The organism is Solwaraspora sp. WMMD1047 (assembly GCF_029626155.1).
In the GTDB taxonomy this organism is placed as follows: Bacteria; Actinomycetota; Actinomycetes; order Mycobacteriales; family Micromonosporaceae; genus WMMD1047.
In genome coordinates this window covers 7,114,173-7,136,928 of the sequence record NZ_JARUBL010000001.1, presented here as the reverse complement: position 1 = coordinate 7,136,928, position 22,756 = coordinate 7,114,173, and the positions used below count along the sequence as shown (strand labels likewise).

General features: G+C 72.4%; 20 protein-coding genes, 1 tRNA gene and 1 other RNA gene. 11 read left to right on the top strand and 11 right to left on the bottom strand.

The window, feature by feature from the left end:
- Window positions 1–20 precede the first annotated feature (20 nt).
- Together O7627_RS32650 and O7627_RS32645 are read right to left on the bottom strand one after the other, a co-directional pair.
- Window positions 21–680 carry a response regulator transcription factor gene (locus O7627_RS32650; protein WP_278097277.1) on the bottom strand — a complete coding sequence of 220 codons (660 nt, stop codon included), beginning with the start codon at window positions 678–680 and terminating at the stop codon, window positions 21–23.
- Window positions 680–2,080 (bottom strand): histidine kinase, encoded by a 1,401-nt coding sequence (locus tag O7627_RS32645; RefSeq protein ID WP_278097276.1) that lies wholly within the window; start codon window positions 2,078–2,080, stop codon window positions 680–682. The genes O7627_RS32650 and O7627_RS32645 overlap by 1 nt, the downstream gene beginning before the upstream one ends.
- A gap of 200 nt (window positions 2,081–2,280) precedes the next feature.
- Here O7627_RS32645 and O7627_RS32640 point away from each other — a divergent pair, with 200 nt between their 5' ends.
- Together O7627_RS32640 and O7627_RS32635 are read left to right on the top strand one after the other, a co-directional pair.
- Window positions 2,281–2,973 (top strand): ABC transporter ATP-binding protein, encoded by a 693-nt coding sequence (locus O7627_RS32640; RefSeq protein ID WP_278097275.1) that lies wholly within the window; start codon window positions 2,281–2,283, stop codon window positions 2,971–2,973.
- 58 nt (window positions 2,974–3,031) lie between these two features.
- Complete coding sequence (locus O7627_RS32635; RefSeq protein WP_278097274.1) at window positions 3,032–5,437, top strand: FtsX-like permease family protein; 2,406 nt, start codon at window positions 3,032–3,034, stop codon at window positions 5,435–5,437.
- Between the two features lie 51 nt (window positions 5,438–5,488).
- Here the strand turns inward: O7627_RS32635 and helR are convergent, their stop codons facing one another.
- On the bottom strand, window positions 5,489–7,708 hold the full coding sequence (helR, locus tag O7627_RS32630; RefSeq protein ID WP_278097273.1) for an RNA polymerase recycling motor ATPase HelR: 2,220 nt from the start codon (window positions 7,706–7,708) through the stop codon (window positions 5,489–5,491).
- A gap of 378 nt (window positions 7,709–8,086) precedes the next feature.
- On the opposite strand from helR, the gene O7627_RS32625 reads away from it, so the two are divergent.
- Entirely contained in the window at window positions 8,087–8,512 is a 426-nt protein-coding gene (locus tag O7627_RS32625) for a sigma-70 family RNA polymerase sigma factor (protein ID WP_278098524.1), read from the top strand.
- A complete protein-coding gene (locus O7627_RS32620) occupies window positions 8,505–9,635 on the top strand; it encodes a hypothetical protein (protein WP_278097272.1) in 1,131 nt (376 codons plus the stop codon). The genes O7627_RS32625 and O7627_RS32620 overlap by 8 nt, the downstream gene beginning before the upstream one ends.
- 48 nt (window positions 9,636–9,683) lie before the next feature.
- On the opposite strand, the gene O7627_RS32615 is transcribed toward O7627_RS32620, so the two are convergent.
- The 3 genes from O7627_RS32615 to O7627_RS32605 form a co-directional block, all read right to left on the bottom strand.
- Window positions 9,684–9,890, bottom strand: a complete 207-nt coding sequence (locus O7627_RS32615; RefSeq protein WP_278097271.1) for a hypothetical protein — start codon at window positions 9,888–9,890, stop codon at window positions 9,684–9,686.
- Entirely contained in the window at window positions 9,883–10,053 is a 171-nt protein-coding gene (locus O7627_RS32610; RefSeq protein ID WP_278097270.1) for a hypothetical protein, read from the bottom strand. Before O7627_RS32610 ends, O7627_RS32615 begins: the two co-directional genes overlap by 8 nt.
- 344 nt (window positions 10,054–10,397) lie before the next feature.
- Window positions 10,398–10,482: transfer RNA gene (locus tag O7627_RS32605), tRNA-Ser, on the bottom strand.
- Window positions 10,483–10,563: 81 nt separating this feature from the next.
- Here O7627_RS32605 and ffs point away from each other — a divergent pair.
- The 3 genes from ffs (at window position 10,564) to O7627_RS32590 (ending at window position 14,338) form a co-directional block, all read left to right on the top strand.
- Window positions 10,564–10,654, top strand: an RNA gene (gene ffs / locus O7627_RS32600) — signal recognition particle sRNA small type.
- Window positions 10,655–10,727: 73 nt separating this feature from the next.
- Entirely contained in the window at window positions 10,728–11,597 is an 870-nt protein-coding gene (locus O7627_RS32595; protein ID WP_278097269.1) for an alpha/beta hydrolase, read from the top strand.
- A 194-nt stretch (window positions 11,598–11,791) separates the two neighbouring features.
- Entirely contained in the window at window positions 11,792–14,338 is a 2,547-nt protein-coding gene (locus tag O7627_RS32590) for a DNA polymerase III subunit gamma and tau (RefSeq protein WP_278097268.1), read from the top strand.
- A gap of 202 nt (window positions 14,339–14,540) precedes the next feature.
- Here O7627_RS32590 and O7627_RS32585 read toward each other — a convergent pair whose 3' ends face one another.
- Genes O7627_RS32585 through O7627_RS32570 form a run of 4 tightly spaced genes read right to left on the bottom strand, consistent with a single transcriptional unit; the run spans window position 14,541 to window position 17,200 of the window.
- On the bottom strand, window positions 14,541–15,539 hold the full coding sequence (locus O7627_RS32585; RefSeq protein ID WP_278097267.1) for a hypothetical protein: 999 nt from the start codon (window positions 15,537–15,539) through the stop codon (window positions 14,541–14,543).
- A complete protein-coding gene (locus O7627_RS32580; RefSeq protein ID WP_278097266.1) occupies window positions 15,536–16,150 on the bottom strand; it encodes a TetR/AcrR family transcriptional regulator in 615 nt (204 codons plus the stop codon). Before O7627_RS32580 ends, O7627_RS32585 begins: the two co-directional genes overlap by 4 nt.
- Complete coding sequence (locus O7627_RS32575; RefSeq protein ID WP_278097265.1) at window positions 16,129–16,251, bottom strand: hypothetical protein; 123 nt, start codon at window positions 16,249–16,251, stop codon at window positions 16,129–16,131. Before O7627_RS32575 ends, O7627_RS32580 begins: the two co-directional genes overlap by 22 nt.
- A gap of 58 nt (window positions 16,252–16,309) precedes the next feature.
- On the bottom strand, window positions 16,310–17,200 hold the full coding sequence (locus O7627_RS32570) for an alpha/beta fold hydrolase (RefSeq protein WP_347404695.1): 891 nt from the start codon (window positions 17,198–17,200) through the stop codon (window positions 16,310–16,312).
- A gap of 135 nt (window positions 17,201–17,335) precedes the next feature.
- On the opposite strand from O7627_RS32570, the gene O7627_RS32565 reads away from it, so the two are divergent.
- The 3 genes from O7627_RS32565 (at window position 17,336) to O7627_RS32555 (ending at window position 18,886) form a co-directional block, all read left to right on the top strand.
- Window positions 17,336–17,917, top strand: a complete 582-nt coding sequence (locus O7627_RS32565) for a TetR/AcrR family transcriptional regulator (protein WP_278098523.1) — start codon at window positions 17,336–17,338, stop codon at window positions 17,915–17,917.
- Window positions 17,918–18,030: 113 nt separating this feature from the next.
- Window positions 18,031–18,432 (top strand): DUF2752 domain-containing protein, encoded by a 402-nt coding sequence (locus O7627_RS32560; RefSeq protein WP_278097263.1) that lies wholly within the window; start codon window positions 18,031–18,033, stop codon window positions 18,430–18,432.
- Window positions 18,433–18,463: 31 nt separating this feature from the next.
- Window positions 18,464–18,886: an RDD family protein gene (locus tag O7627_RS32555; protein ID WP_278097262.1), complete on the top strand. Its 423-nt coding sequence runs from the start codon at window positions 18,464–18,466 to the stop codon at window positions 18,884–18,886.
- Between the two features lie 23 nt (window positions 18,887–18,909).
- On the opposite strand, the gene O7627_RS32550 is transcribed toward O7627_RS32555, so the two are convergent.
- Window positions 18,910–20,754 carry a tetratricopeptide repeat protein gene (locus O7627_RS32550; RefSeq protein ID WP_278097261.1) on the bottom strand — a complete coding sequence of 615 codons (1,845 nt, stop codon included), beginning with the start codon at window positions 20,752–20,754 and terminating at the stop codon, window positions 18,910–18,912.
- A 66-nt stretch (window positions 20,755–20,820) separates the two neighbouring features.
- On the opposite strand from O7627_RS32550, the gene O7627_RS32545 reads away from it, so the two are divergent.
- Entirely contained in the window at window positions 20,821–22,419 is a 1,599-nt protein-coding gene (locus O7627_RS32545; RefSeq protein ID WP_347404694.1) for a recombinase family protein, read from the top strand.
- Window positions 22,420–22,756: the final 337 nt, after the last annotated feature.

The following is a 22,756-nucleotide window of genomic DNA, read 5'->3' as shown; positions in this document are numbered from 1 at the left end:
TTCGTGATCACAGCACTTCGTCAGGGGGTGACCAGGCCGGTGCGGTAGGCGACCACGACGGCCTGGACGCGGTCGCGGAGGCCGAGTTTCGCCAGGATGCGGGCGACGTGGGTCTTCACGGTCGCCTCCGACAGGTGCAGCCGGCCGGCGAGTTCGGCGTTGCTGAGGCCCTGGGCGAGCAGGCCCAGCACCTCCAACTCGCGCGGGGTCAGCGCGGCCAGGTCGCGGTGGACGACCGGCGGGTCGGTGTCGTGCTGGGCGAACCGTTGCACCAGCCGGCGGGTGATCGCCGGCGCCAGCAGCGCGTCGCCCGCGCGGACCAGCCGGACGGCACCCACCAGCTGTTCCGGGGTGACGTCCTTGAGCAGGAAGCCGCTGGCCCCGGCGGCCAGTGCCGCGTACACGTAGTGGTCGAGGTCGAAGGTGGTGAGCATGATGATGCGCGGTGCCTCGCCGGGGCCGGCCAGGATCTGCCGGGTTGCCGCCAGACCGTCCAGCTCCGGCATCCGGATGTCCATCAGCACCACGTCGGGGCGGTGCCGGCGGACCGCGTCGACCGCCTCGACCCCGGTGGTGGCCTCCGCCACCACCTCGATCCCGTCGGCGGTCAGGATCATCCGGAACCCGGCCCGGACCAGCGCCTGGTCGTCGGCGACCACCACCCGCGGCGTCGCGGTCATCACACCTCCACCGGAATCCGGGCCCGGACGCGGTATCCGCCGGTGAGTCGCGGGCCCGCCTGCAGGGTGCCACCGTAGACCGCGAGCCGCTCCCGCAGACCGATCAACCCCCGGCCGGTGCCGGTGCCGGCGGTCCCACCGGGTCGGCCGCCGGTGTCGGTGACCTCGACCAGCAGGTGGTCCGCGGCGTACTCGACGAGCACCCGGACGGAGGCGCCGGCCGCGTGTTTCACGGTGTTCGTCAGCGCCTCCTGCACCAGCCGGTACCCGGTCAGCTCGATCCCGGACGGCAGCGGCACCGGCTCTCCGCGTACCGCGAATTCGACCTCGACCCCGGAGTCGCGCATCCGTCGCACCAGCGCGTCGACTCCGTCGAGCCCCGGCTGCGGCGCCAGGTCGGCCCTGTCGGAGCCGGACGTGCCATCAGCGGCGTCGGTGGCGTCGCCGTCCATGGTGAGCAGCCCCATCACGTGTCGCAGCTCGGTCATCGCCGCCCGGCCGCTGGCCTCGACCGCGAGCAGCGCCGCCCGGGCCTCGTCGGGCGTGGCATCCATGACCTTGCGGGCGGCGCCGGCCTGGATCACCATCACGCTGACGTTGTGGGTCACCACGTCGTGCAGCTCCCGCGCGATCCGGGCCCGCTCCAGTTCGGTGGCCCGGCGCAGCGCCTCGATCTGCTCGTGCTCCATCGCCGTCAGCCGGGCCCGGCCCTCGTCGGCGTGCTGCTTCCAGCGGCGCAGGCCCTCGGCCGCCACCGCGATCGGGATCAGGATCAGGAACGGCACGGCACCGTCGGAGACCGAGCTGGCGTCCGACTGCAGCCCGGCGTGCAGGATCGCCGCCACCGGCAGACTGGCCAGCGCCGGAATCCTGTACGGGCTGAAGACCGCCGCGCTGTAGCCCGCGATGACGCAGGCGAAGAACGAAAGCCGTAGCGCGGCCGGGTTCTCGCTGACGATGACGGCTATCGCCAGCAGGGCCCAGAGCACTCCGAGCGGATACCGACGCCGGAACACCAGCGGCAGCGCGACCAGCAGGAGCAGGACGACCGTCCAGCCGGACCCGTCGTCCTCGACCGGCTGGAATGGCGGCCACACCGGGTCGGGTGGCTCCGGGGGCGGCGGGGGTGGCGGGGGCGGTGGGGGTGGCGGGGGCGGGGGCAAGGGGGAAACTCGCTCGGCCGATCGGTCCGCCACGTCCGGCGGTAACTCCACCTGGAACGGCGCCGGCCGGTCGTCTGTCCCGGGCCCGTCCGACTGGATCGCGACCAGGCCGAGCCCCAGCGCCACCAGCGCGTCGAACACCTGCCCCCGGCGTGACAGCGGCGGCAGCGGCCCGACCGGTCGCGCCAGGGACCGGATCCCGGCCCACAGCCGGCCGACCAGCGCACGCCCCGTCATCGGCCCATTCTCGCCGCCGGGTCGGTTCCCGGCATCCACCCACGGAACGGGCCTGCTACGTCGTACGCCTACCTCGCAGGGATGACGCCGCCACCGCTCATCCCGACGCGGTACCGAAGATGCCTCCCGCTGCCGATGCGTCCGAATCGGACCCGCCCATAGCGTCAGCGCCAGTTGACACCACGTGAGGAGACGGGGACATGACCGCACCGCTTATCGAACTGCATGAGGTGACGCGCCGGTACGACGAGGGACCACCGGCGCTGCGGGAGGTGACGTTGCGGATCGCGCCCGGCGAGGCGGTGGCGATCCTCGGCCCGTCCGGCAGCGGCAAGTCGACCACGCTCAACCTGGTCGCCGGGCTGGATCGGCCGAGCGCGGGCACGGTCACCGTCGACGGGGTACGGGTCGACCAGCTCGGCGAGGCGGCGTCGGCCCGGTACCGGCGGGCCCGGATCGGCCTGGTGTTCCAGTTCTTCAACCTGCTCGACGACCTGACCGTCGTCGACAACGTCATGCTGCCGGCGCAGCTGGCCGGGATGGGTCGCGGTGCCGCCCAGCGCCGGGCCGCCGACCTGCTCGGCCGGCTCGGCGTCGACCGGCACGCCGCCGCCTACCCGGGTCGGCTCTCCGGTGGTGAGCGGCAGCGAGTCGCGGTCGCGCGGGCGTTGATGAACCGGCCGGCGCTGCTGTTGGCCGACGAGCCGACCGGGGCCTTGGACACCGCCTCCGGCGAGGAGGTCATGCGCCTGCTGACCGAGCTGCACGCCGACGGCCAGACCATCGTCCTGGTCACCCACGACCTGGAGTTGGCCCAGCGGTGCGCCACCCGGACCGTCCACCTCCTCGACGGCCGGATCGCCGCCGACTCCGCGATGGAGCCGGTCCGATGAGCGCCCGGAGTGAGCGGACCGGCGCCTCCTGGCCGCGTGCGGCGAAGCGGGGGCGGCCATGAGCGCGTTGGCTCGGGTGGTGCGGTCCGGGGTGGGGCGGCGGCGGGTCCAGACCGTTGTGATCGGGCTGGTCGTGATGATCGCGGTGACCTCGGCGGTGCTCGGCGGTTCGTTGATGGTGGCCTCGCAGGGGCCGTTCGACCGGGCGTTCACACAGCAGAAGGGGGCGCATCTCGCGGCCACCATCGACGCCGGAGCGGTCGATGCCGGCACGGTCACCGAGGCGCAGCTCGCCGCGTCCGCCAGCGCCGCCGGGGTGGCCGCGTCGGCGGGACCGTTCCCGACTGCGCAGCTCGAACTGACCAGTCCGGAGGGTCACCCGCTGCCGGCGCTGACCGTCGTCGGGCGGGCCGACCCGGGCGGCGCCGTCGATCAGATCGTCCTCGTCGGCGGCCGGTGGGCGACCGGACCCGGCGAGATCGTGCTGGCCACGGGGGGTCGCCTGTGGTTGCCGCTACAGGTGATCGGCCGGCGGTGGACGGTCACCGGCGCGTCGCCCGACGCGCCGGTGACCGTCGTCGGGATCGCCCGGTCGGCCAGCCAGACCGGTGACGCCTGGACCACCCCGGCGCAGCTCGCCGCCTGGTCCGGGGCTGACAGCGCCCGCGCGTACCAGATGCTCTATCGCTTCACCTCGGCGGAGACGGACGGGCAGGTCGAGATCGGCCGGTCCGCGGTGGCGGCGGCCCTGCCCGCCGATGCCGGCTTCCGGTCCTGGCTGGACGTCCGCCGGGAGGCGATAAGCGACACTCTCCTGCTGGTGCCGTTCCTGATCGCGTTCGGCGTGCTGGGCGTGGTGATGGCGGTGTTGATCATCGGCAACGTGATCGCCGGTGCCGTCTCCACCGCCACCCGCCGGATCGGCATCCTCAAGGCGCTCGGCTTCACCCCGGCGCAGGTGGTGCGGGCGTACGTGGGCCAGGCGCTCATCCCGGCCACGGTCGGTGCGGTGCTCGGGGCGGTCGCCGGCAACCTGCTGACCGTGCCGATCCTCGCCCAGACCAACCGCGTCTACGGTACGAACGACAGCGGGGTGGAGCTCTGGGTCGACGCGGTGGTGGTCGGCGGCGCGCTCGCCCTGGTGGCGGTAACCGCCCTGGTCGCCGCAGTGCGGGCCGGCCGGTTGCGCAGTGTCGACGCGCTCGCCGTCGGCCGTACCCCCCGGCCCGGTCGGGGCCGGTGGGCGGCGAAGCTGACCGGCCGGTTGCCGCTGTCCAGGCCGGTGACGCTCGGCCTGGCCCACCCCTTCGCCCGGCCGGTGCGGGCGGTGAGCATCGTCGCCGCGATCGCGTTCGGCGCCGCCGCCGTCACCTTCGCCGTAGGGCTCGGTACCTCGCTGAACCGGGTCCAGGAGGTCGAGGACATCGCCGACGTCGAGGTCGGGGTGGTGCGCGAGCTCGGGCTGGACGGGCCACCGGGTTCGGGCCCGCCGGCGGCGCCGGCACCGGATCGGGGTCCGGGTCCGGAGGGGCCGCCGCGGCTCGACGATCCGGCGGCGGTCGAGCGGGCGATCACCGACCAGCCGGGCACCGCCGGGTTCATGGGCGTGGCCCGCGGCGAGATCACCGCCGTCGGGATCAGCGGCAGCCTCGACGCGGTCGGCGTCACCGGGCCGGATTCGGCGCGCTACTACCGGATGGTCTCTGGTTCCTGGCTGACCGGGCCGGGGCAGATCGCCGTCTCGACGCCGTTCCTGACCGCCGCCGGCAAGCAGGTGGGGGAGAGCATCGTCCTGACCGTCGACGGCGTCGACATCCCGGTCACGATCGTCGCCGAGGTCTTCAACGTCGACAACGACGGCATGCAGGTGATCACCGACCTGGCCACCCTGCGCCAGGCCGAGCCGGAGCTGACCCCGTCGGTGTACTACGTGACCGTGCGGTCCGGCACCGACGCCGGCACGTACGCCGAGGCGCTGTCGACGGCACTGCGACCGGTCGGCGCGCAGGCCGACCGCCTCGCACATGACACCAACGAGATGGTGATCGTCGTCAACACGCTGACCGGGCTGCTCAGCCTCATGCTGATCGTCGTCGCCGCGCTCGGCGTGTTGAACACGGTCGTCCTGGAGACCCGCGAACGCGTGCACGACCTGGGCGTACACAAGGCGCTGGGGATGACGCCCTGGCAGACCACCGCGATGGTCGTCGCCTCGGTGGTGGTGACGGGCCTGGTCGGCGGGGTGGTCGGCACGGCGTTCGGGGTGCTGCTGCAACGGGCGGTGATCACGGAGATGGCCGGCAGCGTCGGCTTCCGCCTGCCCGACTCGGTCCTGGACGTCTACAGCCCGGTCCAACTGCTCCTCTTCGGCCTCGCCGGCCTGGTCATCGCGGTGGCCGGCGCCCTGCTCCCGGCCGGCTGGGCGGCGAGGACCCGGGTGGCGGTCGCCCTGCGCACCGAGTAGGTCGTCAAGATCGTCAGGACATCGGGCACGCATCAGCCCTTGATCGCGTGCTCAATGTCCTGACGATCTTTCGTCCCCGAGGATGACGAGCTGCTGGGTGGCCCGGGTCATCGCCACGTAGCGGTCGACCGCGCCCTCGATGCCGTCGCCGAAGCGCTCCGGCTCCACGAGCACGACCAGATCGAACTCCAGCCCTTTCGCCAGCTCCGGCGTCAGCGACCGGACCCGCGCCGTCCCCTCGAACGCCGGCTCCCCGATCACAGCGGCCACCCCGTCCGCATGCCCGGCCAGCCACGTCTCCAGAATCGACTCCAGATCGGAAACCGATCCGCGTACGACGGGATGCCCGCCGCCGCGGATGGAGGTGGGCACGTTGGCGTCCGGCAGCGCGGCCCGGATGACCGGCTCGGCCGCCGCCATCACCTCGGCCGGCGTCCGGTAGTTGACGGTCAGCGAGGCCAGCTCGATCCGGTCCAGCCCGACCCGGCGCAGCCGCTCCTGCCACGACTCGGTGAAGCCGTGCCGGGCCTGCGCCCGGTCCCCGACGATGGTGAAGCTGCGCGACGGGCAGCGCAGCAGCAGCATCTGCCACTGCGCGTCGGTCAACTCCTGCGCCTCGTCCACCACGATGTGCGCGAACGGCCCGGCGAGCAGGTCCGGGTCGGCGCCCGGCAGCACGGCCTCGTCCACCAGCACGTCGTGCAGATCCGGCTGGCGCAGCATCGACAGCAGCCCTTCGCCGTCGTCGTACACGTTGGCTTCCAACAGGTCGTCGATGACCCGGGCCATCCGCCCGCGTTCGGCGGCGACGGTGGCCGCGCGCCGCCGCTCGAGCCGGGACGCCGCCGGGTCGCCGAGCCGCTGCCGGGCCGCGTCCAGCAGCGGCAGGTCAGCCACCGTCCAGGCCCGCGGCTCCGCCCGCTGCAGGCTCCGGATCTCCTCGGTACGCAGCCACGGCGCACACTTGCGCAGGTAGGCGGGGACCGACCAGAGGTCGGCGACCAGGTCGGCCGGCTCCAGGAGCGGCCAGGCCCGGTTGACGGCGGTCTGCAGTTCCCGGTTACGCAGCAGCGCGACGCGGAGCTGGTCGGCCGGGACGTCGTTGGCCGGGATGTCGTCGACCGGGATGTCGTCGGTCGGGATGTCGTCGGTCGGGACGTCGTCGTCGTGCCGGTCGGCCAGGATCGTGCACAGCTCGGCCAGGATCTCGTCGCGCGCCTCGTTGTGCGGGGTGCCCGGGTCGGGGGCGGCGAACGCGGCAGCCCAGTCGTCGGCGGTCAGCCGGACCTCGCCCCAGTCGGTGCTGACCGTCGTCGCGTCGGTGGGCGGCTCCTCGTAGAACCGTACGGCCGCCTCGATCGCCCTCACCAGGTCGGCGGTGGACTTGAGCCGGGCCACCTCCGGGTCGGTCTCGTCGGTCGCGGAGGCGCCCTCGGGAACCAGGTCCCGCAGGGTGCAGATCTGCACCTCGTCCTCGCCCAGGCTGGGCAGCACGTCGGAGACGTAGTTCAGGTAGGGCTGGTGCGGTCCGACGAAGAGCACCCCACCCCGGCGGTGCCCGAGCCGCGGGTCGGAATAGAGCAGGTACGCGGTGCGGTGCAGCGCGACCACCGTCTTGCCGGTGCCCGGTCCGCCGTCGACGACCAGCGCGCCCGTGGACCCGGCCCGGATGATGGCGTCCTGGTCGGCCTGGATGGTGGCGAGCACGTCGCGCATCCGGGCCGACCGGCTGCCGCCCAGGCTGGCGATGAAGGCGGACTGGTCGTCGAGGGCGGCGTGCCCGTCGAGCCCGTCCGGGGTGAACACCTCGTCCCAGTAGTCGCTGATCCGGCCGAGGGTCCAGCGGTAGCGGCGGCGGCTGGCCAGCCCCATCCGGTTGGCGTGGGTGGCGCCGAAGAACGGTTCGGCGGCCGGGGAGCGCCAGTCGAGCAGCAGCCGGCGCCCGTCGCTGTCGGTGAGGCCCTGCCGCCCGACGTACACCGGCTCCGGGTTGTCCGTGCCGACCATGCGCCCGAGGCACAGGTCGACCCCGAAGCGACGCAGCGTACGCAGCCGGCTGGCCAGCCGGCGTACCTCCTGGTCGCGGTCCACCGCCTGCCGGCCCTTGCCACCGGGCTGCCGGCGGGCGGCGGCCAGGCGCTCGGTCAGCTCGGCCTGCGCCTGTTCGAGGCTGGTGGCGATGGCCGCGAAGTGCCGTTCGTCGTCGGCGATCAGGGCCGGGTCGACCTTCGCGGAGAGCTGGTCTGGAAGATCAAAAATGCGGGCGGTCATGCTCTTCAGCTCCGATCTGGGATCCAGCCATTGCGCGCAGGGCAATTCGCGCCCCCCGACGGCGTGGATCCCGGCCTCGGCCAGCGATTCTGCGCCTCCACCGCGGTCTTGCCGCAAGCCCCCCGGTGCGGTATACGTTAGAAATGGAAAGGAGCGGCCACCGTTCCTTTCCATTTTTCGTACCCCCTCTTTTGTCGCGCTCCTGACCCCGCTGGAACCCCAACCGCCCCTGGCGCGTGTAGCTGCTGATGGCCGGCGCACGGGGAGGGTGTTGGGGTGGTCACCTTGCGGGACGGGGGCACCGTGGAGGCGGTGCGATCGGCGCAGCCAGGGTTCGAGGAGTTCTACTCGGCGTTCTTCCATTCGCTGACGATCCAGATGTACGCGTACACGCGTGACCTGGCGGCGGCCCAGGACCTGGCCCAGGAGGCGTTCTGCCGGGCGTACGCCCGGTGGGGCCGGGTCAGCGGGTACCACGATCCGGCGGCCTGGGTGACCCGGGTCGCCTGGAACCTGGCGACCAGCCGGTGGCGCCGGCTGCAGACCGCCGCGTCGTTCCTGCGCCGGCAGCGCCCCGAGCACGTCGAGGAGCCGAGCCCCGACCGGGTCGCGCTGGCCACCGCGCTCGCCACCCTGCCGGCCGAGCAACGGCGCGCGGTCATCCTCTACCACCTGGCCGACCTGCCGATCCGGCAGATCGCCCGGCAGGAGGGGGTGGCCGAGAACACGATCAAGTCGCGGCTGCACCGGGGTCGTGCGGCCCTGGCCGCGAAGCTCAGCGAGGAGGGGGAGGGCAATGCCTGACGCCGACGACGACCGGCGGATCTCCGACGCGTTCGCCGCGTTCCGGGCCAACGTGTCGCCGTGTATCCGGCCGGCCGGGGTGGGCGCGGTCCGCGACACGGTGCGGCACCGCCGCCGGGTGGCCGCCGTCGCGGCCGTGGTGGTGTGCGCCGTCGCGCTGCCGGCGATCGCGTACGCGGCGATCGGCGACCCGCGGCAGGTCACGCCGCCACCCGGTGCGACCAGCGCGCCACCTACTCCTGAGCCATCATCTTCGGCGTCGCCCTCGCCTTCGGCGGCGCCGTCGCTGGACCCTCCGCCGCCGCCCAGCTCCCCGTCCGGTGGACTGCCGCCGGTTCCCGGCACGGTGTTCTACCTCGACCAGTCCGGCAGGCTGCACGCGGACGGTCGGCGGTATCCCGGCGGCGAGCTGACGAGCGTGAACGTCTCCCCGGACGGGACCCGGGTGACCTGGGTCGACTCGTCCGGCACCGGCGATCTGCTGATGTCCGACGTGGACGGCGGCAACCGCCGGACCGTGCACTTCGACGTCGACGGCAGTTGCGTCGAGCCGATCTGGTCCGGCGACTCCACCCGCATGTTGTTCGTCTCGGGGCCCTTCGTTCCCGGGGTGGTGATCGGGTACTTCGCCGGGGGTGCCGGTGACCACCTCGGCGAACCGCTGGGCTGCCACTACCGCTGGTCGGCGGATGGCGAGAGGCTCGCCTACCTGCACGGGGATCTGAGCGCGGTGACCGTCTCGGACGTCTACGGGGGCCGAGAGCGGACCCTCGACCGTGAAGTCCTCGGTGGGGACCGGGTCTTCACCGACCTGGCCGCGATCTCCGCCGACGGGGGGCGGGTCTGCGTCAGTACGGTGCCCGAGGGGGAGCCGGTCGGCGACGTCGCCCGCAACCTCAGCTGCGACACCGTCATCGACGTGGCCCGCCGCCGGGTCGTCGACGTGCCGATCGGCGGCGAGCTGCGCGCGGTGCTGTTCACACCCGACGGCGGCCTGCTGGCCCGGGTCGACACCGGCTCGGGCAGCGAGCTGGTACTGCTGGACGCCGACGATCGGTTGATCGCCCGCACGACCGAGTCACCGGCGGAAGCGGGCCGATCGCTGCTCTCCTACACCCCATGACCGTCGCCCACAGCCTGTGGATAGAACATGTGTACGACACGCGTTTCGTTAGCCGATGCTGCGTAGTGCGCGGGAGACGGCCCGGCCGGCCGGTGGTCGCCGGGCCGCTTCGGCGAGCACCTGGGCGGCCCGGTCGAGTTCGTCGCAACCGGGGCCGCAGGACCAGCAGCAGCGGACTCCGGCATCGTGCGCCTGCTTGACCCGCCGCGCGGCTTCGACCCTGTTGGCCCGGGTGGGGACACCGTCGTCAGTCATCGTTGGCTCCGCCCGCCGGCTGCTTGCGCAGGCTGCCGTCGAACCGGTGCGGTCGTCGGTTGTCCAGCCGCGGCGGCGCGAGCCGCGGTTGGCCCTGTCGTCCGAGGTCGAGTGCCTGTCTGATCCGGGTTTCGATCGCGGAGTCGCGGGCGGCGTCGGCCACCTGTCGTAGCTCATCGCCCTTGCGAGCCGGAGCTGTTCGGCGTCGCGCGCCCTCTCTGCCGAGGATCGCGCCCGCGTTGAGCGGCGGGATCGAGACGAGGTGAACACCTGTTACCCTACGATCGCGTTTTAGGGTAACAGGTGTTCACCTCGTGGGGCTCAGAGCAGTTGGACGGCTGGGCTGGGTGTTCATCGGGAACTCTTCGGGTGCGGAGTCGAGGCGGGCCGACTGGGTCGGCAGGTACGCGGACATGTCGGCCCGACCCGGAGAACGCGCCATGTCGGATACCGCGTGAGGCCGGTCCTGTACAGGACCGGCCTCGACGTTTGCGCTGCTCGGGAGAGCGGAGGATACGAGATTCGAACTCGTGAGGGTGTGAACCCAACACGCTTTCCAAGCGTGCGCCCTAGGCCTCTAGGCGAATCCTCCGCACGACAGGATACAGGCACCCGGGCGGGCCGGCTTCCGCCCACCCGTCAAGATCCACAACCCGGCCGGGTAGACTCGGCATACCCCCCGTGCGGCGTGCATCTCGTGAACCTCCCCAGGGCCGGAAGGCAGCAAGGATAAGCGGGCTCTGACGGGTGCACGGGGGGCCTTCTCGTCTCCGGGGCCGGCGGGAGGGCCGACGTCGGCCGGGTGTGACTGTCGGTCCCCCTGGGCACACTGACCCCATGTTCGAGGGCTTCGAGGAGCGCAGGATCGACCTCGGCGCGGTGACCCTGCGGGTCCGCACCGGAGGCGCCGGCCCACCGGTGGTCCTGCTGCACGGCCACCCGCGTACGCACACCACCTGGCACCGGGTGGCGCCGCTGCTGGTCGCCGCCGGCCACACCGTCGTCTGCCCCGACCTGCGCGGCTACGGCCAATCCGACAAACCCCCCACCACGCCCGATCACGCTGCCTATTCCAAGCGCGCGATGGCCGGCGACATCGTGGTCCTGATGCGCCAGCTCGGCCACGACCGGTTCGCCGTCGTCGGCCACGACCGGGGCAGCTACGTCGCGTACCGCTTGGCGCTTGACGCACCCGAGGCCGTGACCCGGCTCGCCGTGCTCGACAGCGTGCCGATCGGCGAGGCGCTGGCCCGCGCCGACGCGAAGTTCGCCGCCGCCTGGTGGCACTGGTTCTTCTTCGCCCAGCCGGAGAAGCCGGAGCGGGCGATCCTGGCCGACCCGGACGCCTGGTACGGCGGCGACCCCGACCGGATGGGGGCGGCGAACCACGCCGACTACCGGGCCGCCATCCACGACCCGGCGACGGTCCGGGCGATGCTGGCGGACTACCGCGCCGGCCTGGGTCCCGACCGGGCGGCCGACGACTCCGACCGGGCCGCCGACCGGCAGATCGAATGCCCCACGCTGGTGCTCTGGTCGACCCGCGACGACATGGAGGACCTCTACGGCGACGTGCTGGCCGTCTGGCGGCCCTGGGCGCCGGACCTGCGCGGCGGCCCGATCGAGAGCGGGCACCACATGGCCGAGGACGCCCCGGAGCAACTGGCCGCCACGCTCGCCGACTTCCTGGCACCGCTGCCGCGCTAGGCGGCACCGGCAGGCGCGGCAACCAGGCGGCCGGCACGGCGGCCAGACGTGGCAATCGTCGTAGTGCCGTGACAGCCTGGCGGACGGCACGGGCGACGACCCGTGCCGGGAGACGTCGAGCCCGGTCGGACCGGCGGTGTTCGACGATCGCGGCGCCGGGTGGAGAATGGCTCGGTCGAGAGGAGGCGGGACGGGTGGCATTGGCGCTCTACCGCAAGTACCGGCCGCGCACGTTCGCCGAGGTGATCGGCCAGGAGCACGTGACCGAGCCGCTGTCGCAGGCGCTGCGCAGCGGCCGGCTGCACCACGCGTACCTCTTCTCCGGGCCGCGCGGCTGCGGCAAGACCTCCAGCGCCCGCATCCTGGCCCGCTCGCTCAACTGTGAGCAGGGCCCCACCCCGGAGCCCTGCGGCAGATGTGAATCGTGCCGGTCGCTGGCCACCGACGGCGGCTCGATCGACGTTCTGGAGATCGACGCGGCCAGTCACGGTGGTGTTGATGATGCCCGTGAGCTGCGGGAACGTGCCGTCTTCGCGCCGGCCACCAGCCGTTTCAAGATCTACGTCATCGACGAGGCGCACATGGTCTCGTCGGCCGGCTTCAACGCCCTGCTCAAGCTGGTCGAGGAGCCGCCGGAGTACGTCAAGTTCATCTTCGCCACCACCGAGCCGGAGAAGGTCCTCGGCACGATCAAGTCGCGGACCCACCACTACCCGTTCCGGCTGATCCCGCCCGGCGTGCTGCGGCCGTACCTGGAGCAGTTGACGGCGGCCGAGGGGGTCAAGGTCGAACCGGCGGTCTTCCCGCTGGTGGTGCGGGCCGGCGGCGGCAGCGCCCGGGACTCACTGTCGGTGCTCGACCAGCTCATCGCCGGCGCCGGCCCGGAGGGCGTCAGCTACGCCCGCGCGGTCGCCCTGCTCGGGGTCACCGACTCGGCACTCATCGACGAGATGTGCGACGCGCTGGCGGCCGGTGACGGCGCGGCCGCCTACGCCACCGTCGACCGGGTCGCCGAGGCCGGCCACGACCCTCGCCGGTTCGCCGCCGACCTGCTGGAACGCCTCCGCGACCTGATCGTCCTGCAGCAGGTCCCGGACGCCGCGACCAAGGGCCTGATCGACGCCCCGAGCGACCAGTTGGAGCGGATGACCGCCCAGGCCGAACGCCTCGGCCCGGCCACCCTCTCCCGCTGCGCCGACATCGTGCACGACGGCCTGGTCGAGATGCGCGGTACCACCGCCCCCCGCCTGCTGCTGGAGCTGATCTGCGCCCGGATGCTGCTGCCCGGCGCCGAGGACTCCACCCGCGGCCTCCTGCAACGCCTCGAACGCATGGAACGCCGCCTCACCCTCACCGGCGACACCCCACCGCCGCCCGCCGCCTCCACCCCACCCCAAGACCCCCATCCGGTACGCACACCAGCTCCCACACCTGCAGCGGAGGTACCCGAACCACCCGCTCCCCAGGTCGGCTCCCCGCCCCCGAACGCCCCCGCCTCGCCTGCCCCACCGGTGTCCCGGCCGCCCTCCGCCGCCCCAGCTTCCGCGCCGGCCGCCCAGCCGGTGGCTGCCCGGCCGGTGCCGCCGGAGGCGGTGATGCCGGACCCTGGTACCCCCGATCCGGAGGTGCCTGGCTCGGCAGCCCCCGGTGAGCTGGACGCCGCCGCCGTCCGGCGGGTCTGGGGCGACATCGTCGCGATGATCAACCGGACCAACAAGCGGCTCGCCGCCCTGGTCCGGGACGCGGTCGTTCGGGACCTCGACGGCGAGACGCTGGTGCTGACCATGAAGTCGTCGGTGCTGGCCAACATGGTCACCGCCAACGCCGAGGTGCTCACCAACGCCCTCTACGAGGAGCTGGGCGGTCGCTGGCAGATCCGCTGCGAGGTGGCCGGTGACCAGCGCGCCGCCGGCCCGTCCCGGTCGGCCCCGGCCGCCGCACCCCGCAACGCGCCGCCGGCATCCACGCCGCCGGCCGGCCGAACCGCCGTGCCGAACGGGGCGACGGCACCGGCCACCGACCGGGCGCCCCGGACCCGGCCCACCGCCCAGGAGCCCAGCGGCGGCGGTGACGACGACTGGCCTGAACCGGTCCCACCGGGCGGCCTCGGCAACCCTGCTTCGTCGGGTAGCACCCCGCCAGACGGCCCGGCCGGGAGCGGTCCGACGTCGGGTGGCCCTGTGCCTGGTGGCGCAAACCTGGGCGGCGACGGGACGCAGGCGGACAGCTCAGCCGGGGGAGGCGAGGAGGAGTGGCCCGAGCCGGTCCGGCTCGGCGGGCCGAACTCCACCCCGGACGCGGGGGCGGCTCCGGGCGGCCGAGGTGGGGCGCGCCCGTCCGATGACTCCGGTGCAAACTCGACCGGATCGGCCGGATCACCGGCCCCGGCGACCCGGGCGGGCACGGGCCGGGTGGGCGCCGGGCTCGCCGCCGCCCGTGCGGCGGCGGCCGGTCGCGGTGGCCCGAAGTCCTCGGCCGCTCCAAAGACCGCTGACCAGGACTGGGCCGGCGAGCCGCCGTACGACCCGGACTACGACGGCCCGCCCGGATCCGCTGCCCCGGTGGCCAGCGCCGCCACCGCCCAGTCCAGCTACGAGGGATTCGACCCGGGCGATGAACCGCTGGACGAGGTGGTGGACGAGAAGACCGCACGGCAGACCAGCGAGCAGCAGGCCGTCCAACTCTTCGAGCAGGCGTTCCGTGCCGAGCGCATCGGCGAGATCGAAGTTGGTCGATCATGACCGTGCTCAGGCCAGGAACCCCGGAGCTCGTACGGGTGGTCGATCCCAGTGATGCTCGTACGGCACCGTGTTCGGTCACGGCCACCGGCCGCGAACGGATGCTGACGGGCTCCGCGGTGTTCGGCTCCACGGTCACGGTTCCGGCCAGTCCGGGTGAGGGCGGTACCGACCACTGTCGCGGCGCGCAACCGACCGATGGTCATCATCGCTGGGTGCTCCTTTCGGTGGTCCGCTTTCCGACGGCCGCCAGCAGGATGATCGCGGCCGCGATGAGGATGGCCTGGACCACCCCGGTGACCAGGCCGTAGCCGTACTGGCTGGCCTGGATGAAGACGCCGGTCCAGCAGTAGGTCAGGACGGCGCCGGTGACGAGGGCGAACAGGTGGACATCGGACCAGCCGGCACGGCCGGCGTTGGTCCGAACCACCTGGACGTATGCGCCGATCAGTGCCAGGGTCGCGGCGACGTGCACGACCGGCGGGAGCAGCCGCTCGCTCACCCCGAGGATGTAGAGCAGGAAGAAGCAGGAACCGGCGGCGAAGGTGAGTCCGGCCAGCACGACGGGTCGCCACGGCGGGACCGCCGGTCGCGACGCTACGCCCGGCGTCGGTCGTCGCGGGACGAGGAAGGCGACGACCACCAGCAGGGCGGCGATCCCCGCGGCGGCGGCCAACTGGCCGGGCCCGGCGAAGAAGTCCTCCGACAGGTACGTGCCCAGACCGAGCACGACCGCGCCGATGAGGTACCCGACAGCGGCCGCTGCCAGTGCGGGCCACGGCAGCCACGGGACTCGCCGGCGGTCGGGGAACAGCACCTCGATCAGCGCCGTCGGCACGACGATGCTCCACACCGAGTGCAGGGTCAGCACGTACGACGCCCAGGAGGCGCCGGTCTGCGTACCGGGGATCTTGCCGTACTCGTTGAGCTCCAACCCGACATACGTCGGGTTGAACAGCGACTGGGTGACGAGGCCCTCTTCGATGACGCCGTAGGCGAGGGCCAGCAGTACGAGCGTCGGCCATCCCCGACCGGCGCGGACGGTGACCTCCCGGATGAGAACGGCGCCGGCTCCGTAGAGGAGGACCAGCGGCAGGTACACCGCGAGTGCGTCCGTGCTGTCCAGGGGCAGGTTGCCGAGTAGGTACTCCCCGATCAGCGGGGCGAGTAGGAACAGGATCAGGGCTGGCAGACAGCGTTTCATGGCTTTACCGCCTTCTGACCGGTCGCGCTGGCGAAGAGCCGCGCGAGTTCACGGGCGTATCGGGCCGGATCTGTGCGGTCGGGTCGGGACACCTCCAGGGCGGCGGCATCAAGCGCGGCACGCAGGCTCACGGCCGCGACGCGGGTGTCGAACGTGGCCATCTCGCCGGCGCGCTGTGCCTGGTGCATGAACTCCTGCAGTTGCGCCAGCTCGGGATCGTGGATCTCGGGCCCGAACTCGGGTCGGCCGTCGGCCCGGCGCAGGTTTCCGCGGACTGCGGTGAGCGCGCGGATCGCCTGCGGGTGGGCGGCGTAGAACTCCACGCTCGCCACGATGAACTCGTGCAGGATCGCCGCCGGCGACGACTGGGCATCCATGCGTGGCCGGATGAAGTCGTACGCCTTGGCGAAGACCGCGCCCACGATGGCGCGCATGAGGTCGGCCTTGTCCGTGAAGTGGTACGAGATGAGCGCGGTGCTGGACAGGCCGGCGCGCCTGGCAATCCGGGCGAACGTGGCGGCGGCGAAACCGTCGTCGGCGATGACCCCGATCGCGCTGTCGACGATCTGGGCCCGCCGGACCTCCGCACTCAGCCGTACGCGCGCTGCCACAGCATTCCCGCCGCCGAGGTCTGCCGATCGCCTACCGACCGCGCGGCCGCGACGGAGCGCGGACCGGGCGGTCGGGGATACCCGAGGAGATCGGCGATCATGATCCCACCCTATTGCTCAGCTGAGCAATTGTCGACTCGAGCGGTCGACCGTGAGGTCTCACCTGGATTCGAGGCGGCCGAGGGTGCTCTCCACCGGTGGCGGCCAGGTGGCGTCCTTCAGTCCCACGGCGTCGCGCAGGTACGCCCAGGTGAGCCGCTGGATCAGGGCGACCCGCTCGGGGTTCTCGTCGGTGGTCTCCCGGGCCTCGTAGTCGGCGATCCCGCCGAGTGAGTGCTCCGCCCCGAAGAGGGTGAGCAGGCTCTTGCCGCCGGGGCTGAGGTGGTACGCATCGGTGAACCAGTCCGGCCCGCGTACCGACAGCGGAGAGTCGTCCCGATCGCCCGCGACCACCAGCGTCGGGGTGGTCAGCTCGGCGAAGCTGGGGCTCATGAAGGGGAAGTGTTCGGCCGCGAACGGGGAGAGGTCGGCGCCACCCCGGCCGGTGACGGCCAGCAGGACGCCGGCGCTGACGCGCGGGTCGCGCAGGTTCTCGCCGGGGTTGCCGTCGGCGTCGAGAACCCGGGCGCCCAGCAGGGTGCTGGCCGTCTGGGCGCCCCAGGAGTGGCCGGCGACCGCGATCCGGGTCCGGTCGAGGCGTCCGGCGAGATTGGGTACCGACGATTCCAGCAGGTCGAGCTGGTCGATGCTGTGCCTCAGGTCGTCGACCCGGATCCGCCAGATCAGCGGCGTGCGGGGGTCGTCGGGCGGGAGGTTCAGGGTTCGCGAGTCGAGGTGGGTCGGCGCGATGACGACAAAGCCGTGGGCGGCCCAGAAGTCGACAAGTGGGCGGTAGCCGGAGGCGGACTGGCCGAAGCCGTGTGAGAAGACGATGACGGGCAGCTCGTGGCCGGTCGTGGGCGCGGAGATCCGGACCCGCAGATCATCGCCGCGATCGGGCGTGGGCAGGGTGACGGGGTGCACCGAGACGACCGGGGTGGGTGCGGGCATGGGGAGCATGATGGGGGTCCTTCGTGTCCTGGCATCAGCCGGCCGGTTCTGGCATGCTGCGCGATACGGAACTCTGTTCCGCTAAAAGATACGGAACAAGGTTCCGTTTAAACAACGAGTGTGACGGGGGTAACAATGGCCGGCACGGGTGGCGGTTCGGGCGGCCCGCGCAAGCAGCGGGCGGATGCCCGGCGCAACCAGGAGGCGCTGCTGGAGGCGGCCGCCGCGGTCTTCGTCGCGGCCGGCGTCGACGCCCCGGTGCGCGACGTCGCCGCCCGCGCGGGCGTCGGCGTCGGCACGATCTACCGCCACTTCCCGACCCGGGCCGACCTCATCGTCGCGGTCTACCGGCACCAGGTCGAGGCGTGCGCCGCCGCCGGCCCCGCGCTGCTGGCGCAGGGCCCGACCCCGTACGCCGCGCTCGCGAAGTGGCTCGACCTCTTCGTCGACTTCCTGGTCACCAAGCACGGCCTGGCCGAGGCGATGCAGTCCGACGATCCCGCGTTCCAGGCGCTGCACGCCTACTTCCTCGACCGGCTGGTCCCCGTCTGCGCCGAACTGCTCGACGCCGCCGTGACGGCGGGCGAGATCGTCTCCGACCTGAACGCCCTGGTCCTGATGCGCGGCATCGGGAATCTCTGCATCGGCGCCGACAGTCCCGGCTACCAGCCCCGCCGCCTGGTCGCCCTCGTCGTCGCCGGCCTGCGAATCCACTAGCGAAGGACCACCGGGGTCGGTCCGGAACGGGCACCCGTCGGAGCCGCCGGATCCGTATGCTGTCGATTCCCTTCCCGGGCTGGCCGGGATCGCCCGAGCAGCGAGGACCAAAGGTGCGGCGGAACCTGTCGGTGCCCGAGCGGCTCGGCGTACTCGGAATCGGAGTTCTGTCGGCGGCGACGGTCTGGCCGGCGGTGACCGGAGCGACCGGCGTGGCGGCGCCCTGCCCGCTGCGCTGGCTGACCGGTGTGCCCTGTCCGGGCTGCGGCCTCACCACCGGCGCGGTGGCGTTGGTGCGCGGCGACGTCGGCGGCGCGTTCGCGGCGAACCCGGTCATCCTCGGGCTCGCCGCGACCGCGGTGCTCGCCGTCGTACTCCTGACTGCGCGGGCGACCGGAGCGTTGCCGCCGCCGGTCGCGTGGTCGGACCGGTGGCGGCGTCGGACCGGATGGGCAGCCGCCCTGCTCGCCCTCGCGAGCTGGGCATTCCAGTTGAACCGGCTCGGCGTCAGCTGAGCGTCATTCCCCCTCAGGAGCTGAACCCCTCATGAACTACGCAAGCTGGGGCACCCGTGTGGGTGCCTACCTCGTCGACGGTCTGGTCGTGCTGCCGATCTACCTGATCGGGTGGCTGGTGGACCGGCCGCAGGTGGACGCCGAGACCGGCGTGGCCTCCGGCGGCGGCGCCATCTACTGGCTCTTCGCGCTCATCGGATTCCTGGTGAGCGCCTACAACCGCTGGTTCCTGGCCGGCAAGACCGGCCAGAGCTGGGGCAAGAAGGCGCTGAACATCTCGCTGGTCGGCGTCGACAGCGGCCAGCCGATCGGCGCCGGCAAGGCGTTCCTGCGCGACCTGGCGCACATCATCGACACGGTGATCTGCTACATCGGGTACCTCTTCCCGCTCTGGGACAGCCAGAAGCAGACCCTCGCCGACAAGATCGTCAAGACGGTGGTGGTGAAGGCCTGACCGGTGCCATGCCGGCCCGCCCCCTACGCAGATTCGAGTGGTGGGGCGGGCCGCAGCCGCGCCAGCCGTTGCCGGGCGTCCCCGGCCGCCGGATCGCCGAGTTCGTCGAAGATGCGGGCGGCGCTCCGCCACGCCTCGGCGGCCCTGGCCGGGTCGGACATCGACTCGCGGGTGTCGCCGAGCCGCAGCAGGGTCTCGGCCTCGTGGTAGCGGTCGGCGGAGTCGCGGAAGAGCGGGATGGCCGCTTCGAAACAGTCGACCGCGCGGTCGTGCTCCCCGAGGCGGTGGTAGGCGAACCCCAGGCTGTCCAGGGTGGCGGCCTGACCGTTCCGATCGTCGCTCGCGCGCTGCTCCGCCAGCGCCTCGGTGCAGCTCTCGATGGCCCGGGCGTAGTCGCCGGTCGCCGCGTAGAGCCAGCCGATCGCGTTCAACGTCCGCGCCGCTCCGGCGCGGTTCCCGGCCAGCCGGTACAGCCGCAGCGCCTCGTGCCCGAGCGCCAGCCCGGCGGCCGGATCGCCGCGCAGATAGCAGAGCTCGGCGTGGTTGTGCAGCGTCTGCGCCTGGCCGGTCGGGTCGCCGAGTTGTCCGTGCAGCTCCAGTGCGCGCCGCAGCCGGTTCTCCGCCGAGTCGAGGTCGCCGAGGCGGGTCTCGGCGCGGGACAGCAACCGGTTGGCGATGGCCTGGCCGGCGAGGTCGCCGCTGCGCTCCGCCGCGGCCAGCGCGGCCTGCTGGGCGGCGAGCTGGTCCTGCCACAGGCCGCGCGGGGCGAAGAAGGTGGTCAACGCCCAGGCGAGCTGCCAGGCGTACGCCTCGAAGCCGGTCTCGGCGGCGGCCTGCCGGACGAGGCGGAGCAGCACCCGGTGCTCCGCCGCGAACCAGGCGAGCGCGGAATCATGATCTTTCATTGTCGGGCTGGAGTTCGACGGCAGCGGCGGAACGGGTTCGATCGTCAACCACTGGGGCTGCAGCAGCACGGCGGCCGGGTAAGCGCTGTGCAGGTAGTGGTCGAACAGCCGCTGCCGGGCGGCCCGCCGTTCGTCGGCGCCCTCCGACGACTCCACCAGTTCGGCCGCGTACACCCGCAGCAGGTCGTGGAAGGCGTACCGGCCGGGCTCGTGTTCGGTCAGCAGGTGCAGCCGGGTCAGCTCCCGCAGCAGCGGGGTGACGGTGGCCTCGGGCCGGCCGTCGAGCGCGGCGGCGGCGTCCGCGGTCATGTCCGGCCCGGGATGCAGCCCCAGCAGCCGGAACAGCCGGGCCGCGGGTTGGCTCAGCGCCAGGTAGGACCAGGAGAAGGCGGCCCGGACGTGACCGTCGGAGAAGGCGTCGAGCCGCGCCTCGTCCGAGCGCAGCTCGGCGGCGAAGGTGTCGAGCGGGAACCCGGGGTGCAGGGCGACGCGCGCCGCCACGATCGACAGGGCGAGCGGAAGCCGGCCGGTGGTGCCGGTGATGTCGGCGACCGCGGCCGGCTCGGCGGCGAGCCGGCCGGCACCGATCCGGCCGGCGAGCAGGCTCATCGACTCGTCCGGGGTGAGCACGTCCAGGCTCAGCGGTCGGGCGCCCTGGGTCGCGATCAGGTCGGAGAGCCGGTCCCGGCTGGTCACCACGACGACGCAACCGCCCGTGCCGGGCAGCAGCGGTCGCACCTGGGCGGAGTCGCGGGCGTTGTCGAGCACCACCAGGATCCGGCGATTGGCCAGCCGGCTGCGGTAGAGCCCGATCCGGGCCTCGATGCTGGCCGGTATCCGGGCATGGGGCACGCCGAGCGCCTCCAGGAAGCCGCAGAGGGCGTCGGCCGGATCCACCACGTCCTCCGCGTCGTACCCGCGCAGGTTCACGTGGAGCTGGCCGTCGGGGAACTCGCTCGCCACCCGGTGCGCCCAGTGCAGCGCGAACGTGGTCTTGCCGGGACCCGGGTTCTAGCACATAGTTGATGCATGGGCATTGTTACTCCTCCAACGGTGGTTGCGGATCTGTACCTGCGCTTGTCCGATCTTCGGGTTGAGGATCTGAACAGCGATGGGGTGAGCAAGGGGCTCGTGGAGCACGAGCGGTTGCTTGTGGGTCGTGCGGGTCAGCTTGGCTGGACGGTTGGTGAGGTCATTGTCGAGAACGATATGGCGGGTGGCAAGCCGAAACCGGCGTCGGCGTTCAAGCGGCGCAAGGTGAGGTTGCCGGACGGGTCGACGGTGTTGCGGGTGATCCGGCCGGGGTTCCGGCGGTTGTTGGATCGGTTGCGCAGTGGGCAGTCTCAGGCGGTGTTGGCGGTGGATCTGGATCGGACGGTTCGTGATCCCCGCGATTTGGAAGACATGATCGATGTGATGCAGGAGGTGAGGGCGAACGCGCAGTCGTTGTCGGGTTCGTTGCGGTTCACCGATGGTGGTACGGACGCGGAGATCACCTTGGCGCGGGTGATGGTGACGATGGGGAACAAGTCGAGTCGGGACACGTCGCGTCGGGTCAGCGCGGAGCGGTTGCGGCAGGCGATGAACGGTCAGTGGGGTGGAGGTCGGCGTCCGTTCGGGTTCTGCAGCGGTCCGCCGCAGGTCGGCGGCGGCGACCCGCAGACGTATGTGTGTGCGTGGCACGGCGGGCGTGACTGCGTCGCGGGTGTCACGCGGATTGACAGTGAGTGTGGCCTGATAGCGGACTGGTCACAGCGGGTGTTGGAGGGTGTGACGTTGCGGGCGTTGGCCGCGGAGGTGCGTACGGCGAAGGTGGCGACGGTGGCTGGTGGGACGTGGAGCGCCGAGACGGTGCGGGAGATCCTGTTGCGTCCGCGTAACGCCGGTTTCATGGTGCACGACGGGGAGATTTTGGAGGGTGTGACCGCGCCGTGGGATCCGATCACGGAGCCTGCGGTGTTCTTCGCGGTGCGGGATCTGTTGACCGACCCGTCCCGGCGGGTGGGGCCGGGCGCAGCCCCGCGTTGGCTGGGTACGGGGGTGTACCGGTGCGGGATCTGTACCCCGCCGGGGACGGACACGGACCGGCCGATGACGGTTCAGGTGACCCTGGGGGGTCGGGTGCCTCGGTACCGGTGTAAGGAGTTCGGCCACCTGACCCGCAATCAGGCTCATGTCGACGCTGCCGTGGTAGCGCATGTGTTGTACGCGTTGACGCACCCGCGTGCGTTCGAGTTGCTGGCCGAGCCGACACCGGAGGTGGACGCCGAGGGACTGCGCGCGCAGCGGGCCGCGATCGGGCAACGGTTGACGCGGATCCTGGACGATGAACTGCGCGGGTTGGAGACGCGCGAGTACGCGCGCCAGGCCCGCCGTCAGTGCGCCGCGATGATCGCGGAAATCGACGAGCAGCTGAACGTCAACGCGGGGAGCGACCCGCTGGCCCGGTTCGTGAACGCGCCCGATCCCGTGAAGGCGTGGCGGGACGCGCCGTTGGCGGACAAGCGGGTCGTCATCGACCGGCTGATGACCGTGACAATCCTGCCGTCCGGACGCAAGGGACGCGGGTTCGACCCGGCCGCGCTGCGCATCGAGCCTAAGCACGGACTCGGCGCACCGGCCGTGTAGCCGCGTTCCGGCAGCACGCGAAGAGGGCACCCCGATTCGGGGGTGACCCCTTCGCGTGTAAGCCGGCGCTGCTCACTCACCGGCTGCCGCGGTGTCGGCATCGGCCGAGGAGCGCGGCCACGGTGGCGCGTTGCTCGTCGGTCAGCGGTGGCCACCGGTCCACGTTCGCGGTGACGTGGGCCCATCAACGCCTGATCACGCAGGATCGCCCGCAGCGCCGCCACCTCCGGGTCGTCGGTGTCGCGGGGGTGCGGCCATCGCCGCGAGCCGTTCGCGCACGAGCGCCTGAACCTCCGCTCGCCCACCGGCCGGTTCCGCCCGGCCTGACTGGTCCGCC

Excerpts from the sequence above, each read along its gene's own strand:
- O7627_RS32650 (WP_278097277.1), bottom strand. The coding sequence starts at position 680 with ATGACCGCGACGCCGCGGGTGGTGGTCGCCGACGACCAGGCGCTGGTC.
- O7627_RS32645 (WP_278097276.1), bottom strand. The coding sequence starts at position 2,080 with ATGACGGGGCGTGCGCTGGTCGGCCGGCTGTGGGCCGGGATCCGGTCC.
- O7627_RS32640 (WP_278097275.1), top strand. The coding sequence starts at position 2,281 with ATGACCGCACCGCTTATCGAACTGCATGAGGTGACGCGCCGGTACGAC.
- O7627_RS32635 (WP_278097274.1), top strand. The coding sequence starts at position 3,032 with ATGAGCGCGTTGGCTCGGGTGGTGCGGTCCGGGGTGGGGCGGCGGCGG.
- helR (WP_278097273.1), bottom strand. The coding sequence starts at position 7,708 with ATGACCGCCCGCATTTTTGATCTTCCAGACCAGCTCTCCGCGAAGGTC.
- O7627_RS32625 (WP_278098524.1), top strand. The coding sequence starts at position 8,087 with ATGTACGCGTACACGCGTGACCTGGCGGCGGCCCAGGACCTGGCCCAG.
- O7627_RS32620 (WP_278097272.1), top strand. The coding sequence starts at position 8,505 with ATGCCTGACGCCGACGACGACCGGCGGATCTCCGACGCGTTCGCCGCG.
- O7627_RS32615 (WP_278097271.1), bottom strand. The coding sequence starts at position 9,890 with ATGACTGACGACGGTGTCCCCACCCGGGCCAACAGGGTCGAAGCCGCG.
- O7627_RS32595 (WP_278097269.1), top strand. The coding sequence starts at position 10,728 with ATGTTCGAGGGCTTCGAGGAGCGCAGGATCGACCTCGGCGCGGTGACC.
- O7627_RS32585 (WP_278097267.1), bottom strand. The coding sequence starts at position 15,539 with ATGAAACGCTGTCTGCCAGCCCTGATCCTGTTCCTACTCGCCCCGCTG.
- O7627_RS32575 (WP_278097265.1), bottom strand. The coding sequence starts at position 16,251 with ATGATCGCCGATCTCCTCGGGTATCCCCGACCGCCCGGTCCGCGCTCC.
- O7627_RS32570 (WP_347404695.1), bottom strand. The coding sequence starts at position 17,200 with ATGCCCGCACCCACCCCGGTCGTCTCGGTGCACCCCGTCACCCTGCCC.
- O7627_RS32565 (WP_278098523.1), top strand. The coding sequence starts at position 17,336 with ATGGCCGGCACGGGTGGCGGTTCGGGCGGCCCGCGCAAGCAGCGGGCG.
- O7627_RS32555 (WP_278097262.1), top strand. The coding sequence starts at position 18,464 with ATGAACTACGCAAGCTGGGGCACCCGTGTGGGTGCCTACCTCGTCGAC.
- O7627_RS32545 (WP_347404694.1), top strand. The coding sequence starts at position 20,821 with ATGGGCATTGTTACTCCTCCAACGGTGGTTGCGGATCTGTACCTGCGC.